Below are 13,966 nucleotides of genomic sequence, written 5' to 3' on the forward strand. Positions count from 1 at the left end.
ACAACTAATCACCAAGATTCGAAACCAGATACACCACTACCCAGGACTTGACCTCGCACCGGGTCGCGGGAGCGGCTCATGGATTGCGCGGTATCGAAATGATTCGCCAGTATATCGGCATACTGTCCCGACCGGGCCGACACATTGTAACTGATAAACCATCTCTTCATACTTCCGTTGTTTGCCTTGGTTTTCTCGACCACATGAAGTGCCCTACTGATGTTAGAGCGCGGATCAGCAGACACCCCAGCCCCCGACCCCTCCCCCGAACCGTCGAGGCAACCTACCGACGACAACACTGCAGACTCAAAAACTCCTGCCGCACTTTCCCCATCAGAAACAGAGACAGCACACGAGGAAGAACCCAAGCATCCCCCACGGCCAGGATTCCTCGGCCGCCTTCGTGGCCTATTTTCCTAGCCAGTTTCGAACGATCTCCTGGGCGTGACGCAACGTCGTCCCATCCGAATTTCCTGACCGGGCTGCGGCGTCCATTGCATCAAAAACTCGTCTGACTCATCCTATCGGGAGAGACTCATTTGTCTAGATAGCTTACAGAAGTAGAGAAGCAGACACTGCGACAATGACGATTAATACGCCTGATAAAAAAGGAATTCCGCCCCCCTTGTAGTCTTTACTATGCAACGACTCAACAGCCCACGTGGAGAGAAATACCCCCACGCCGCCGACTACCAATGGTGTCCTCTCAACATTTGAGAACGCTACTGCAAGGGCAACATACAACAATACAAATGATAGAAGCCACGTCGCGGCCCTACCAAAAGAAGAGCTTGAGTCTCTGTTCACGTACTACCAACCCCTAAAACAGTTATCCTCTATTCCAGAGATACCAATAATCTCTGCTGCCGCACCACCAGCGATTTTCTTAAAATCACTCCGGTTACCGGCTTTAACTAATAAGGTAGCGGTCTTCGTTACCCCGCCTAATCCCTTGATAGCTTTAAACGCTGCCCCTGCGGGAAGTACAGTTGCCGTAATGTGCGCTGCACACTTGGTTACTTTCCACGCAGTACCTAGTCCCCCAGACCGCGCAAGCGGTGGCGGATTGCCTTCATCGTCTCCTGGAGTTATATACCCTCCATCCAGAAATACTAGGGTTACAAACTCTTCGGGTAGCTCCGGCTCACCATTTTCCTCTGCGAATTGATTTGCAGCGATGCGTTCCTCTTCAGTGATTTGACGATACTTAAATCCATCTTTATTTGTAAGGAACGAACCCGGCTCAGCCTGCTGAACTGTAGATACATCATCTGAACTCTGCGCAGTAGCCGCCGGTGCTCCAAAGGATACGATTAGAGAAGAAGCAACTAGAGCTGAAATAAAACTTGCGCATAAGAGACCTTCCCGTTTGCTTGATTACCTTTTCAAAAAGTAACGTACGTACCCATCACTGTCAAACGCTATTACTAAATAACTTTGACTAAACTATTACCTTTCTTTAGTCACTTAAAGAATGTGCCTTTTGAAAGGTGCGGCCATATGTCCCCGATAGGGCACGTGGAAACAAGCTTCCTTGCATTTTTCTAATGGATGCAGTGAACGCCTTAGGGTCCTTTTACTAAAGACCTACTTGCGCCAAGAGGGAGCAATCGTTTCAAGCAACCGCCACGCGCTGGCTTTGAGCCATTGACGGTGGTGAAAGGACCGCAGCAGCCGCCACGAGCGGGCGAGGGTGGCCATGGCGCGGGTGTGTTTCATAAGGCACTAGGCTAGTAGCCCGTTATGAAAATTCTCTTATTGTGCTGGCGCGACACCACCCACCCCCAGGGCGGTGGTTCCGAACGCTACCTCGAGCGGGTGGGCGAGTACCTCGCCGCGCAGGGCCACGAGGTGGTCTACCGCACCGCCCGGCACATGAACGCCGCCAAGCGGGATCGCCGCGGTGGCGTGCTCTACTCCCGGGGCGGGGCGAAGTTCAGCGTCTACCCGCGCGCGTGGGCGTGGCTGCTGGCGGGGCGTGTGGGGCTTGGCGATGCCCGCCGGGCCGACATCATCATCGACACCCAAAACGGCATCCCCTTCTTCGCCCGCGTGGTGTCGAAGGCGCCGGTGGTGCTGCTCACTCACCACTGCCATCGCGAGCAGTGGCCGGTGTCCGGACCGGTCCTGGCGCGGCTGGGCTGGTTCCTCGAGTCCCGCGTGGCACCGCGCATCTACCGGGGCGCGCCCTACGTGACGGTCTCCCCGGGCTCGAAGAAGGACCTGGCCGAGCTGGGGATCGAAGACGTGGAGATCATCGAAAACGGTGTGGATCCTATCCCGGCGCACGTGCCGCGCCTGGAGCGCGAGGCCGGGGTGCACCTGGTGACGCTCTCGCGGCTGATGCCGCAGAAGCAGATCGAGCACGCCATGGACACGGTGGCGCAGATCCCCGGCTCGGTGCTTGATGTCATCGGCTCGGGCTGGTGGGAGTGGCGGCTGCGGGATTATGCGCAGGCCCATGGCATCGCCGAACGGGTGCGCTTCCGCGGGCAGGTCACCGAGGACTACAAGCACGCCTTGCTGGAGCTTGCCGACGTCCACCTCATGCCCTCCCAGCGCGAAGGCTGGGGCCTGGCGGTGATGGAGGCCGCGCAGCACGGCGTGCCCACGGTGGGCTATACCTTCGGGCTGCGCGATTCCGTCAAGGATGGGCAGACGGGCTTGTTGGCCGAGGACCTCGCCGGGCTGGTGGCGGCCACCCGCAGGCTCATCGAGGATCCGGGCCTGCGGGAGCGTTTGGGTGAGCGCGCCCGGGAGTTCTCCCGGGAGTTCTCCTGGGAGCTCACCGGCCGGCGCTGGGAGCAGCTGCTTAGCCGGATCGTCGGCGCCACAGCACGGGCGCGGGGATAAAAGCCAGCACGGGCAGCAGGCACCACAGCGCACTCAAGGCCCAGGGCACCGGCGGGGCGGGCGCGTCGGTGGTGGCGACGATCTTCTCGCCCTCGACCACCGCGCCCACGCCGAGCTCCTCGAGGGAGTGCATGTCGCGGGCCTGCCAGGCGGCGCGCGCGGCCACCCAGCGCGGGGCGGGGTAGTCCACTATCACACCGTCCACGCGCAGCTCGCCGGACTGCAGGGCCGCAGTGGTCTTGGTGTAGGGATCCACGGCCACCCCGCCAGGCACGGTAACCAGCGAGGAGCGATCCGCGAAGAAAACTTCGCGGCCGCCCAGCTGCGCCACGAGCGTGCTATCGCTGGCCGGCGGGCCGGGGCGCAGCACGCTGAGGGCCACGGGGGCGTCCGCAACCTGCAGACACACACACGCCAGCGCTGCCGCGGCCAGCGCGCGGGGCAGGCGGAGGTTGCCCAGCGCGATGACGTAGGCCGGGATGGCCAAGGCCACGAACTTGTGGGAATCGCGCAGAATGCCCAGGCCCGGGATCGCCTCGATGGCGCTGGCCAGCCCCTGTGGGAGAAGCCAGGCCACGATGGCCCCGCCCAGGCCGAGGGCGGCCAGCACTGCCAGCCGGCGCGGCACGCGGCGCGCGCCATCGGCGATGAGCAGCAGCGGCAGCAGCCCGAAGAGCGCGAAACCCGCGTGCCGCAGCGCGGTGGTGGCCTCCGCGTTCCAGATCCCACCCAGGGTGAGCAGGGAGCCGACGGTGCCCAGGCCGGTCTCCGCGCGCGGGGCGAAGGCGGCCACCCCCGCGGCGGCACTGGTGGGCGCGGCGGGGGAGAGCAGCCCGGGAATCAGCCAGGGCAGGCAGAGGGCGAGGCCGAAGGGGACGTCGGCAAGCAGGCGTCGGTGCGGCCCGGGCGCGCACAGGGCCACGGCCAGGCCCAGCAGCGCGCCGGTGGGGGTGAGTGAGGCGCCAGCCATGGCCAGCCAGCGCACCCGCCGGTTCGGCGCGGCCACGATGACGGGCAGCAGCCACGCCGCCACCGCCAGGGACCACTGGCCCTGCAGGAGGCGCTCGATGATGAAGGGATTGGCCACCGCCAGCGCGATGGCCAGCGCCGGGGTGCGCGAGCTCAGCCGCCACGCCGCCCACGCGGCACTGCCCGCCGCTCCCAGCACCAGCACGCGCAGCAGCCACGTGGCCGGCAGCACCTGGGAAAACAGCGCCAGCGCGCCGTCCTGCGGGGCGTTGCGGGCGGGTAGATCCCCGCCGCCGAAGTTCGTCGGGGTCCAGCCCAGCCGGGCGGGAACCGCCATGTCGCGCCAGAGGAACTCGCCGGGCAGCAGGAAGGGCCAGCACACTGACGCCACCAGCAGCAGACACCAGGCCAGCAGCAGCGGGCGGCGAACTCGCACGCGCGCCATCGCTGCTTAGGCGCGCCCCGCGTTGTGGCGGCGCATGAACATCGCGGCGGCCCCGGCCAAAAGCACCACGCCGATGGCCTTGCCGCCCCAGCCCACCATGCTGAAGACCTTGGTGGCGGTGATTACTGGGCGCACGGAGTCGAGGCGCTCGCTCTTGGTGGCCTCATCCCAGTTGAAGGAGGCGGTGACCAGCGAGCGATCCCCAGTGTCCTCGGCCGCCAGCATCTTCTGGGCCTGCTGCTGATCGGTGGCCCAGAACAGGCGCACGCGCTCGCTGACGTCGAGGATGGTGCCGGTGGTGGGCTCCACCCACACGTCGCGCACCACGGAGTAGAAAAGGTCCATGATGACGTGCGAGTCCGGCTTCAGGTCATAGCGCTTGAGCGATTCCGCGTCGTAGAACAGGCGCGCCGGGCCGGAGAAGTTGACGTCTTCCGGGATGGCCTGGTGCTGCGCGGAGTTGGCCTTGGCCAGGTTCTCCTCGAGGGCCTCGCTGATGGAGACCGGCTCGGTGGACTGGTGGAAGGTGTAGGAGGGGATGTCCCCCAGCTTCTCGGTGCCGGTGAAGTCGATGGGCTCGGCCTGCTGGGTGAGCAGGTCAAAGTAGGGGTAGGAGCGCTGCTCGGTGCCGGAGGGGAAAAAGTACTGTAGGCCGTCGCTTTCGAAGTCCGTGTAGGTCACCCCGGTGTGCAGCGGGGCGACCTTGAAGTTTTGCGAGGTGTTGGGGCCTGCCACCGGGTAGGTGGACTCGCGGTTGAGCAGGGCGGTCTCGTTGATCTCGGTGATGAGTTGGCCGTCGGCGGTGATCTGCACCAGGGAGGAGGTGTTGGCGGTCTTCTTTTCCTTATCCGCCTGCGAGGTGGTGGTCACGCGCTTGAGGGTGAGCTCGCTATCGGTGCGGTAGCAGTAGATGGGCACCTCAGTTTTCTCGCCGCCCCCGCTGGGGCCCTGTGCGCGGCAGGCGGGGTTCTTCTCCGCCCCGGCGGGAAGCTCGTGCTTGAGCAGGGCGAAGATGTCGATGGACGGGCCGCGGGCGGCCTCGGTGCTCACGCTCAGCTGCAGGTCCATCGGCAGCGGGCGCCGCTGATTGTTGTACAGCGGCGGCAGCACGGAGCCGATGAGCAAGAACACGACAGCCGCGATGACCACCTTGGCCAAGCGCGAGCGCAGGGTGAGCCGAGTGAGCATTACAGTAGGATTCCGTTCAGTTAGTGCCGAGCACAGACAAGGGGCAATCTTAGGCGGTGAACCACAACTGAGTCTAAAGCCGAGTCTCAAGAGAGCCTCAAGGTCTACAGCGAGTCTAGAGAAGGGAGCGTGACGTGGCGCCACAACGGGCACCCAGTTTTCTCCCCGAGCTCGAGGGCCTGCGCGCGGTGGCCTCGCTGGGCATCGTGGTTACCCACGTCTCCTTTCAGACCGGCACCGGCTGGGGCTGGGCGGAGCGCTTTGACTACTTCGTGGCGGTCTTCTTTGCCCTGAGTGCCTTCCTGTTGTGGCGGCGGCGCCACGTGCACACCGCGGCGGGCTACGCCTTCTCCCGCGTGGTGCGCCTGGTGCCGGCCTACCTGGTGTGCGTGCTGGTGGTCTTTGCCCTGCTTCCCGACGCCCACTCAGCCACCCTCCCCCAGATCCTCGCCACGGTGACCGGCACGCAGATTTACATCGCCGACGGCCTAGCCCCCGGGCTGACCCAGCTGTGGTCGCTGTGCGTGGAGTTTGCCTTTTACGTGGCGCTGCCCTTCCTGGCCTGGGGCCTAGACCGCTTTTCCGGGCGGGTGCGCATGCTACTCATCGCCGCCGGCGGGCTGCTGAGCCTGGGCTGGGGCTTTGTGCCCTTCGTGGCGGACTACCACTCCGGGGACGTCAACTCGCAGATCTGGCCGCCGGCCTATGCCTCGTGGTTCGCGGTGGGCATGCTCGCCGCGGAGGTTGAGCAGGCCTGGGCACAGGGGTGGCTGCGGCGCCCGCGCTGGGCGCAGCGCCTGCTGGGGGCGCGCTGGCTGTGGTGGCTGGCGGCCGCGGGCAGCGTGTGGCTGGCCAGCCGCGAGTTCTTCGGCCCGCGCGGGCTGGTGCACCCAGAGCCCGGCGAGTTTGCCCGGCGCATCGCGCTCGGCGCGCTCTTTGGCGCCTGCGTCATGGTGCCGGTGGCGCTGGCCCCGCACACTTCACAGCGAGGCAGCTGGCTTTCCTCACCCACCATGCAGGCACTGGGGCGCTGGTCTTATGGCATCTTCCTGTGGCACGTGGCGGTGCTCTCCGTGGTCTTCCCACTGCTGGGCGTGCGCATGTTCAGCGGCGGGGTGGTGGACTTCCTCACGGTGCTGCTGGCCACGAGCGTCATCAGTGCGGCGGTGGCCGCGGCCAGCTACGCGCTGGTGGAAAAACCGGCGCGCCGGGCACTGCGCCCGTGGCGTCCCTCCGGCAGGCATAGGCAAGCCAAGGCCGCCCCGCACAGGGCGGCGAGCAGCCAGGAATCCCCGGCGTAGTGGGCGGCCGGCCAGGGGGCGCGCGCCAGCATCGCCTCGGCCGCGGCTGCGAGCGCGGCGGCGAGGTAGTCCGCGTGCAGCGTGGTCCAGCGCAGCGCGGCCCAGACCAAGGCGCCACCGGCCAGCGCGGGCACCCCGCCGGCTAGCCCCAGGCAGGCCGCGCCGACGACCGGCAGGAAAAGCGCAGCCGGTCCGGCCTCAGCGGGGCGCCAGGCGCTGGGTCGGGCTCCGCGGCGATCCCGCGCTAGAACCAGCAAGCACAGCCCCACGCTCAGCGCGGCCAACGCCCCGCCCAGGCCCAGGCCGGCGCGGTAGAGGCGCTCGGCGGCAAAGCTCATCCGCAGCTCGCCGCTGGCGCCGGCGGGGATGCGGAAGGCCTGGGTGGAGGCGTCGACAAGCATGGGCGTGAGCTCCTGCGCGCCAGCGCCGTCCGGGTCCAGCAGCTGCGCGCGCAGCCCCGGGTTGGCCGCCCGGCCGGTGATGAGCAGGCGCGCCTCCGGCGCGGGCTCGATGCGCACGTGGCCGTCGCCGGAGCGCAGCGTCTGGTAGCGTGCGGCGGGCTGCCAGGTGGTGTCGGTGAGGCTGGCCCAGGCCCCGGTGGTGCGCAAAGTGTGCGTGCCCGCACTCAAGGTGAGGGTCTCGCCGGGCTGGTGGGCATGCGAATCGACGAGCACCGGCTTGGTGCCGCCCACGCGCACCTGCATCTCGCGCGGGGCGGAGAACTCGCGGCGCAGAACCCGGGCGTCCTGCTGCAGCTGGGAAAACACAAATTGCCGCACCCCGGGCGAGGTATCCGGCACCCGAAGGATGCGCTCGATGGGCGCGCCTGCCACCTCGACGTTGGCCAGGCCCGTGCGGTGGGTAAGCTCCACGCGGATGGCCGTGGCCGACCCGCCGGGCACCCGCACCTGGCGGGAGCGGTAGGGCTTGAGGCTCACCTTCACCGAGGCGCTGCCGTTGTGCACGATGACCTCCGTGGCGCTGGTGGCCATGAGGTTGAGCCGTGGGGACTGCCAGGCGGGGTCCGCGGTGTCCTCTGGGCGCAGCTCGATCCAGCCGGTATCGCCCGGCGCGGGCCACCAGGAAGTGGAGTTCTCCCCATCCACCGCCGCGGTGACGGACTGGGTGGTCTTCGCACCGCCGAAGGCATCGGCATCCGCCGCCGAGGAGGAGGCGCGGACCGTGCCGCCGTGGCTTATCACCTGGCTGGGTGGCCCGGCGGAGGGGTAATCGCGCAGCCGGTTGTTCACGGTGCTGGGATCCCCCGGGGCCAGCGGGGCGGAGAGTGCCCCGCGCAGGGTGCCGTAGTTGCGGTCGCTCAAAGTAGGAGTATCGGTGACCACCTCGGCGTTCTCGGTGACGAGCTGGCGGGCGGCGGGGCCGTTGAGGGCGTCGAGAAGCGCGAGCGATTCCCCGCCGCCGGCCACGCGCTGCGGGGTGGGGCTGCTCAGCGCCATGGAACGCTGCGGATCGAGCAGGATGACGTCCACCTCGCCGAAGGTGTGGACCTCCGGCTGGAGATCCGGGTTCGCGGCGTCGGGGAGGAAGTCCGCGGCGGCGGGCAGCTCGGGGTCGGCGGCGAGGTCGTGGCGCAGCAGCACCGCGCCGATGCCCAGGCGCTGCAGGGCCGCGCTGGCGGCCTGGGGTTCCTCGTGGAGTAGGGCCATCACCCCGTCGAGGCCGCGGATGGCCTCCGGCGGGACGAGCGGGATGGCGTCGCGCACCGCCCAGGGCACCTCGAGCAGCGGCTGGGCGGGCTCGTCGCGGGTCCAGCCCCAGTCCTGGCGGGCAAAGGAAGCCTCGGGGAAGATCAGCGTGCGCGTGCCCGCGGCGTGGGTGTTGAGGAAGTCGGCGGCCTCCTGCCAGTAGTGGGGAACCTCCTCGTAGGCGCCCTTGGGCAGCAGACGCCCGGACCACGCGGGCGAGAGCGAGCCGGCCACCACGAGCACGGCCAACACGCCGAGGGCCTGGCGGGGACGCAGGTGGGAACTGCGCGGCAGCCGCACCCGCTCGAGCAGGACGGCCACGCCCAGGGTGAGCGGGATGCGCAGGACGGGATCAAATTTGTGCAGGTTGCGCAGGGCGGCCAGTGGGCCGTCGAGGGCGTCGAGGTACCAGGCGGCGTGTGTGCCCAGGATGGCCACGCCCACCAGCGCCATCACCCGCCACACCCGCGGCAGGCGCACCAGGCCCGCCAGGCCCAGCGCCGCCACCGCCATGGTGAGCAGCACGAAGACGGGCTCGCTGACCAGCGCGTGGCCGGCGACGCGCTCCGTATCCACGAAGGGCGCCCAGCTGGTGGTGCCGCGCAGAATCTCCGGGAGGTTGAGCCAGCGGGTGGTGACGTAGCTGGACTCGATGAACTCCGTAAAGGGCGGGGCGTAGCGGCCCAGGATGATAAGCGGGACAATCCACCAGGCGCTCACGCACAGGCTGCCGGCGGCGAAGGCCAGCCCCGGCAGCCAGGCGCGGCGGTAGAGCAGCACGATGGCCGCCGGCACACAGGCCGCCAGTGTGGCGGTGGCGTTGACCGCGCCCATCATCCCCACCGCCAGCACGGCCGGGGCCGCCGAGCGCCAAGACAGGCGTTCCCGCAGGAAGGGCAGCAGCACCCACGGGGCCAGCATCACCGGCCAGGTTTCAGAGGAAATCGCCCCCAGGGTGCTAAGCACGCGCGGGGACAGCGCGTAGAGCAGCCCGGCGCCGGCGGCCGCGGGCGCACTGACCCGGGTGCGCGCGAGCGCGAAGAAGCCGCAGTAGCCCACCGCGAGCACCAGCCACCACCACAGGCGCTGGGCTATCCAGTCCGGCAGGGGATTAGTGAGCAGAAAAAACAGGCCCTGCGGAAAGAGGTATCCGTAGGCCTGGTTTTGCAGCTGGCCCAGCGTGAAGACATCGGTGTAGGCGTGCAGGGCGCCAGAGAGGAAGCCCCGCGGGTTGGCCACGAGGTCGTGTTTGGTATCGGCGGCCACCATGCCCCAGGGCTGCAGCAGCACCACCAGGACCAGAAAAAGCAGGCCGACGGCGCGCGCCCGGCCTACGCGGCGGGCCACCTTAGCTGCGGGAGCCGTATTCCGGTCCGCCCATGACGGCGTCGGAGGCGGAAACAGCCCCGTTGGCGGGCACGGAGTCAGCATGCGAGAACTGCGCAATGCCGACGATGGTGACCACGCCCAGCGCGATGCCCACAACCGCGCTGCCGACGGCCGGGCCGAGCGTGCGCTTGTTGAGAGAATCGGAAGTATAAGCCATGGTTGCTTATCCTAGCAGTTCTTAGTAAGCGTCAGTTGCTGTGAGCGTCAGTGGCGCTGCCAGAGTCAAAGTCAGAGCCAGCCTCAGCGTCTTCCTCATCGTCGACCTCCGGCGGCACGATGAACACCGGCAGCCCCGCGTTGCGCACGATGTACTCCGCGGTGGAGTTGTTCCACCAGGCGCGGAAGCCGGTCAGGGCTCGGGTGCCGGTGACGATGACGTCGACGTCGAGCTCCTTGGCGGCGTCAACAATCGCGTCCTGGATCGTGGTCACCGACTCCACCAGGTGAGCGTGCGCGCGCAGGCCCAGGGACTCCGCCTTGGCGATGCCCTTCTGGCACACCGTCAGCGCTTCCTCGTAGGCGGGATCCTCCTCGGCGCTATCCGGGGAGACCGTGGACTGGTGCAGGCCGGTGCGGCTGACAGCGCGGGCGGCCTGGCGGGCCACCGGCTCCCACGCGGTGAGGATCTGTACGGTGGTCGAGCGCAGCATCTGCGCGGCGTACTCCATGGCGCGGTCGGCGCGCTCGGAACCGTCGTAGGCAATGAGTAGGGTGTCTCCGTTTTCCATGGCCCCATACTAAACGGCGCCGGGGTGGCTTCGGGCACACTGGAGGCATGAATTTCTTTCGCGTCGCACTTTCCCTGCCCGTCACGCTCGCCCTCGGCGCCACGCTCGCGGCGTGCTCGCCGCAGGAGGAACCGGCCCCGCAGGCCACCAGTTCCGCAACGCAGCCTGCGGCAATCCCCTCCGAAGACCCTGCCGCCCCTGAGCAGGAGGACGTGCGCGCCCAGATTGCCAGCGTGCTCATGCCCCCGGCGCGCGATTACGACGACGCCCTGGCCAAACTCGAGGCCGGCGCCGGCGGCATCTTCATTCCGGGCTGGGCGGATCCTGCCCTGCTTGGCGAGGGCCCCCGCAGCCTCCCCGCCCTGCGCGAGGCGGTGGGACGCGACTTCGCGGTCTCCATCGACTTCGAGGGCGGGCGCGTGCAGCGCTTCTCCGAGATACTGGGGGAGTATCCCTCCCCGCAGCAGATGGCCGCGCAGCACTCCCCGGCTGAGGTGGAGCAGCTGGCGCAGGAGATCGGCACCACCCTGCACGAGCGCGGGATCACGGTGGACTTCGCCCCGGTGCTCGACGTGGGCGGGGAGGACCTCGACGTGGTGGGGGACCGCTCCTTTTCCACCGACCCCACCACCGCTGGCGAATACGGCGCGGCATTCGCCCGCGGGCTGCAGGCCGCCGGGGTGCAGGCGGTGTTCAAGCACTTCCCCGGCCACGGCCGCGCCTCCGGGGATACCCACCTGGGCCAGGCGGTCACCCCGCCGCTGGGGGATCTCTCCTCTCACGAGTTCGTGCCCTTCCACACCGCCATACCCCAGGCGCCTGAGGCCCAGCTCATGATGGGCCACCTCGTGGTGCCGGGACTGGGGGAGGGTAAGACCCCGGCCTCCATCAACCCCGCCGCCTACCAGCTGGCGCGCAGCGAGCTGAATTACCAGGGCATCATCTATACCGATGATCTGGGCGGCATGGCCTCCATCTCCGATACCCTGAGCCTGCCGGAGGCCGCGGCCGCCGCGCTGGCCGCCGGGGCGGACATGCCCCTGTGGTCCACCGACGATGACTTCGCCGCGGTGATCGACGCCGTGCAGCGCGCCGTGGAGGACGGGCGCTTGAGCCGCGAGCACCTCGAGGCCGCGCAGCGGCGTGTGGCGGGGGCGCGTGCGGGCGAGGCTGGCTAGGAAAAACCCAGGTATGACCGTTATTGTCTAAGGCGTGAAAAAGGCAGTAGGAAAACAACGCAACACAGGAGTGCAGGTAACGCTGGGGGTACTCGTGGGCCTGCTGCTCATCGCGGGCGTCGCGTACGCCTGGGATGTCATTGCTAACCAGGGCAAAGTCCCGCGCGCGGTCTCGGTGGGCGGGGTGGATATTTCCACGATGGACCGTGGGGAGGCCGTGGACAAGCTGGCCCAGGAGCTCGGCGGGGTGGCCGATAAGCCAGTGACGGTGACCGCCGGGGAGCGCAGCGCGCAGTTCATCCCCGCCCAGTCCGGCCTGAGCCTGAACTACCAGAAGGCCGTGGACGGCATTCCGGATGCTTCCTATAACCCGATTTCCCGCCTCTACAGCTTTATCAAGCCCACCGAGGAGATCCCGGTGGCAGTGGACGTCGATGACGCGGCGCTGGCCGGCTCCTTGGAGAACGTCACCCAGGATCTGAGCATCGAGGCCAAGGACGGCAACCTTGAGCTCATCAACGGCAACCTCAAGGAAACCGAGCCTGAGCTGGGCCAGACCGTGGGCAAGGAAGCGCTCACCCAGGCGATGACGGAGAGCTGGCTTGACCCGCAGGGGGTGACGGTGGACCCCGTGGTGGTGGAGCCGGCCATTAACGATGCTGCCATCGAGGCCATGCGCACCGGCGACGTGGCCCGCGCGCTGGATAATCCGCTCACGCTGCAGGGCAAGAACGGTGTCTCCGGCACGCTGCAACGCCCGGAGATCGCGCAGTTTGTCTCCATTGAGGCGCTCAACGGCGAGCTCAAGCTCAAGACGGACAACGAGAAGGCCAAGGTGCTCTTTGAGGAGCGCATGGAGGGCGCCGAGGTGCCCGGCACCAACGCCAAGATTTCTTTTAGCGGCGGGCAGAAGAACGTGACGCCCTCGGTGGATGGTGAGATCATCGACTGGGAGAAGACGCTTAAGGACTTTGACAAGCGCGTGGCCGCCAAGAAGTCTGAGCGCACGTGGGACGCGGAGTACAAGCCGGACCCGGCGGAGTTCACCACGGAGATGGCGGAGCACGCCACCTTTGATGACACGGTGTCTGAGTTTTCCACCGGTGGGTTCTCCGGGCCTTCCGGCACCAACATCCGCTTGGTGGCCCAGCAGGTCGACGGCGCGGTGGTCAACCCGGGTGAGACCTTCTCCCTCAACGGCTACACCGGCCCGCGCGGCAAGGCGCAGGGCTACGTGGAGTCCGGCATCATCATCGACGGCCACTCTGGCACCGCGGTGGGCGGCGGCATTTCGCAGTTTGCCACCACGCTGTACAACGCCGCGTACTTCGCCGGCATGGAGGACGTCACCCACACGCCGCACTCCTACTACATTTCGCGCTACCCGGCCGGCCGTGAGGCCACGGTCTACGAGGGCGCGATTGACCTGCAGTTTAAGAACACCACTAACCACCCGATCCGCATTGAGACCAGCTTTGGCAACGAGATCACGGTGCGCTTCAAGGGCGTCAAGACCGTCGACGTGGAGTCCGTGAACAACGGGCGTTGGGCCAAGACCCAGCCGCAGCGCATGACGGTGACGGAGGACTGCTCGCCTTCCTCGGGCGCGCCTGGCTTTACGACGTCCGACACGCGCATCATCAAGGACCTCAGCGGCAAGGAGCTCAGCCGCGAGACCACCACGACTGTCTATGACCCGCAGCCTATTGTGACCTGTGGTTAAGCTGCGGGGCTGCTGAGCTAGGCCCTTGCCGCGGTTCGGCCCTTTGCTCGGCGACGTGCTCGGTTCGTTGGGGTACTCGGTCCGCGTAGAGATAGTAACCTTCAGCGCCTAAATCGAGCTTCCCCGTTTTCAGTACATATTCATTTATCCTTTTATCTCGTGTCTGATGTGGTCGAACTCAATCCTTTTAAGAGCTTGAGGACAAAAACATTTCCACGAAACTGAAGTGCCCCAGGGGTTTGTTCCGTTTGAGCAGATGGGAAACCGGAACAGGTCAAAGAGGTTTGATTAGGGCGGAAGACTGGGTCGTTCGCTCGCTGGAGGCTCGCATTCTGGCGGAGAATCCTTCTTTGCAGGGCGCTTGTCAGGCCGTCGCGCCAAAGCTTGGTGTGTTGTGGTATGCGTAACGCCAATGAGTTCAGCAAGCGCGCTGGGTCAAGTCCTGGGTAGTGGTGTATCTGGTTTCGAATCTTGGTGATTAGTTGT

The 13,966-nt window shown here is 66.8% G+C and carries 8 protein-coding genes and 1 pseudogene; 4 read left to right on the plus strand and 5 right to left on the minus strand.

Annotated elements, in window-relative coordinates; all coding sequences use genetic code 11:
* The first annotated feature begins 1,743 nt into the window (after positions 1-1,743).
* A complete protein-coding gene (locus Q4E25_RS11220; RefSeq protein ID WP_303157164.1) occupies positions 1,744-2,853 on the plus strand; it encodes a glycosyltransferase family 4 protein in 1,110 nt (369 codons plus the stop codon).
* On the opposite strand, the gene Q4E25_RS11225 is transcribed toward Q4E25_RS11220, so the two are convergent.
* Both Q4E25_RS11225 and Q4E25_RS11230 read right to left on the minus strand, forming a co-directional pair.
* Positions 2,813-4,258: a hypothetical protein gene (locus Q4E25_RS11225; protein WP_303157165.1), complete on the minus strand. Its 1,446-nt coding sequence runs from the start codon at positions 4,256-4,258 to the stop codon at positions 2,813-2,815. The two genes, Q4E25_RS11220 and Q4E25_RS11225, sit on opposite strands and share 41 nt — an antisense overlap.
* A gap of 15 nt (positions 4,259-4,273) precedes the next feature.
* Entirely contained in the window at positions 4,274-5,455 is a 1,182-nt protein-coding gene (locus tag Q4E25_RS11230) for a DUF3068 domain-containing protein (RefSeq protein ID WP_303157167.1), read from the minus strand.
* Positions 5,456-5,589: 134 nt separating this feature from the next.
* On the opposite strand from Q4E25_RS11230, the gene Q4E25_RS11235 reads away from it, so the two are divergent.
* Positions 5,590-6,756 carry an acyltransferase gene (locus Q4E25_RS11235; protein ID WP_303157168.1) on the plus strand — a complete coding sequence of 389 codons (1,167 nt, stop codon included), beginning with the start codon at positions 5,590-5,592 and terminating at the stop codon, positions 6,754-6,756.
* A 1,250-nt stretch (positions 6,757-8,006) separates the two neighbouring features.
* Here Q4E25_RS11235 and Q4E25_RS11460 read toward each other — a convergent pair.
* From Q4E25_RS11460 to Q4E25_RS11250, 3 genes and pseudogenes are all read right to left on the minus strand, one after another.
* Positions 8,007-9,893, minus strand: a pseudogene (locus Q4E25_RS11460) (alpha-(1->3)-arabinofuranosyltransferase family protein); the annotation flags it as partial.
* Complete coding sequence (locus Q4E25_RS11245) at positions 9,811-10,008, minus strand: DUF2613 domain-containing protein (RefSeq protein WP_303157169.1); 198 nt, start codon at positions 10,006-10,008, stop codon at positions 9,811-9,813. The pseudogene Q4E25_RS11460 and the gene Q4E25_RS11245, both read right to left, overlap by 83 nt.
* 31 nt (positions 10,009-10,039) lie before the next feature.
* Positions 10,040-10,579: a universal stress protein gene (locus Q4E25_RS11250; RefSeq protein ID WP_303157170.1), complete on the minus strand. Its 540-nt coding sequence runs from the start codon at positions 10,577-10,579 to the stop codon at positions 10,040-10,042.
* Positions 10,580-10,626: 47 nt separating this feature from the next.
* Here Q4E25_RS11250 and Q4E25_RS11255 point away from each other — a divergent pair, with 47 nt between their 5' ends.
* Together Q4E25_RS11255 and Q4E25_RS11260 are read left to right on the plus strand one after the other, a co-directional pair.
* A complete protein-coding gene (locus tag Q4E25_RS11255; RefSeq protein ID WP_303157171.1) occupies positions 10,627-11,757 on the plus strand; it encodes a glycoside hydrolase family 3 N-terminal domain-containing protein in 1,131 nt (376 codons plus the stop codon).
* A 34-nt stretch (positions 11,758-11,791) separates the two neighbouring features.
* Positions 11,792-13,480: a VanW family protein gene (locus Q4E25_RS11260; RefSeq protein WP_303157172.1), complete on the plus strand. Its 1,689-nt coding sequence runs from the start codon at positions 11,792-11,794 to the stop codon at positions 13,478-13,480.
* The last annotated feature ends 486 nt before the right edge of the window (positions 13,481-13,966 follow it).

Origin of the sequence: Corynebacterium sp., assembly GCF_030532325.1 — a bacterium.
GTDB lineage: Bacteria > Actinomycetota > Actinomycetes > Mycobacteriales > Mycobacteriaceae > Corynebacterium.

Excerpts from the sequence above, each read along its gene's own strand:
- Q4E25_RS11220 (WP_303157164.1), top strand. The coding sequence starts at position 1,744 with ATGAAAATTCTCTTATTGTGCTGGCGCGACACCACCCACCCCCAGGGC.
- Q4E25_RS11230 (WP_303157167.1), bottom strand. The coding sequence starts at position 5,455 with ATGCTCACTCGGCTCACCCTGCGCTCGCGCTTGGCCAAGGTGGTCATC.
- Q4E25_RS11245 (WP_303157169.1), bottom strand. The coding sequence starts at position 10,008 with ATGGCTTATACTTCCGATTCTCTCAACAAGCGCACGCTCGGCCCGGCC.
- Q4E25_RS11250 (WP_303157170.1), bottom strand. The coding sequence starts at position 10,579 with ATGGAAAACGGAGACACCCTACTCATTGCCTACGACGGTTCCGAGCGC.
- Q4E25_RS11255 (WP_303157171.1), top strand. The coding sequence starts at position 10,627 with ATGAATTTCTTTCGCGTCGCACTTTCCCTGCCCGTCACGCTCGCCCTC.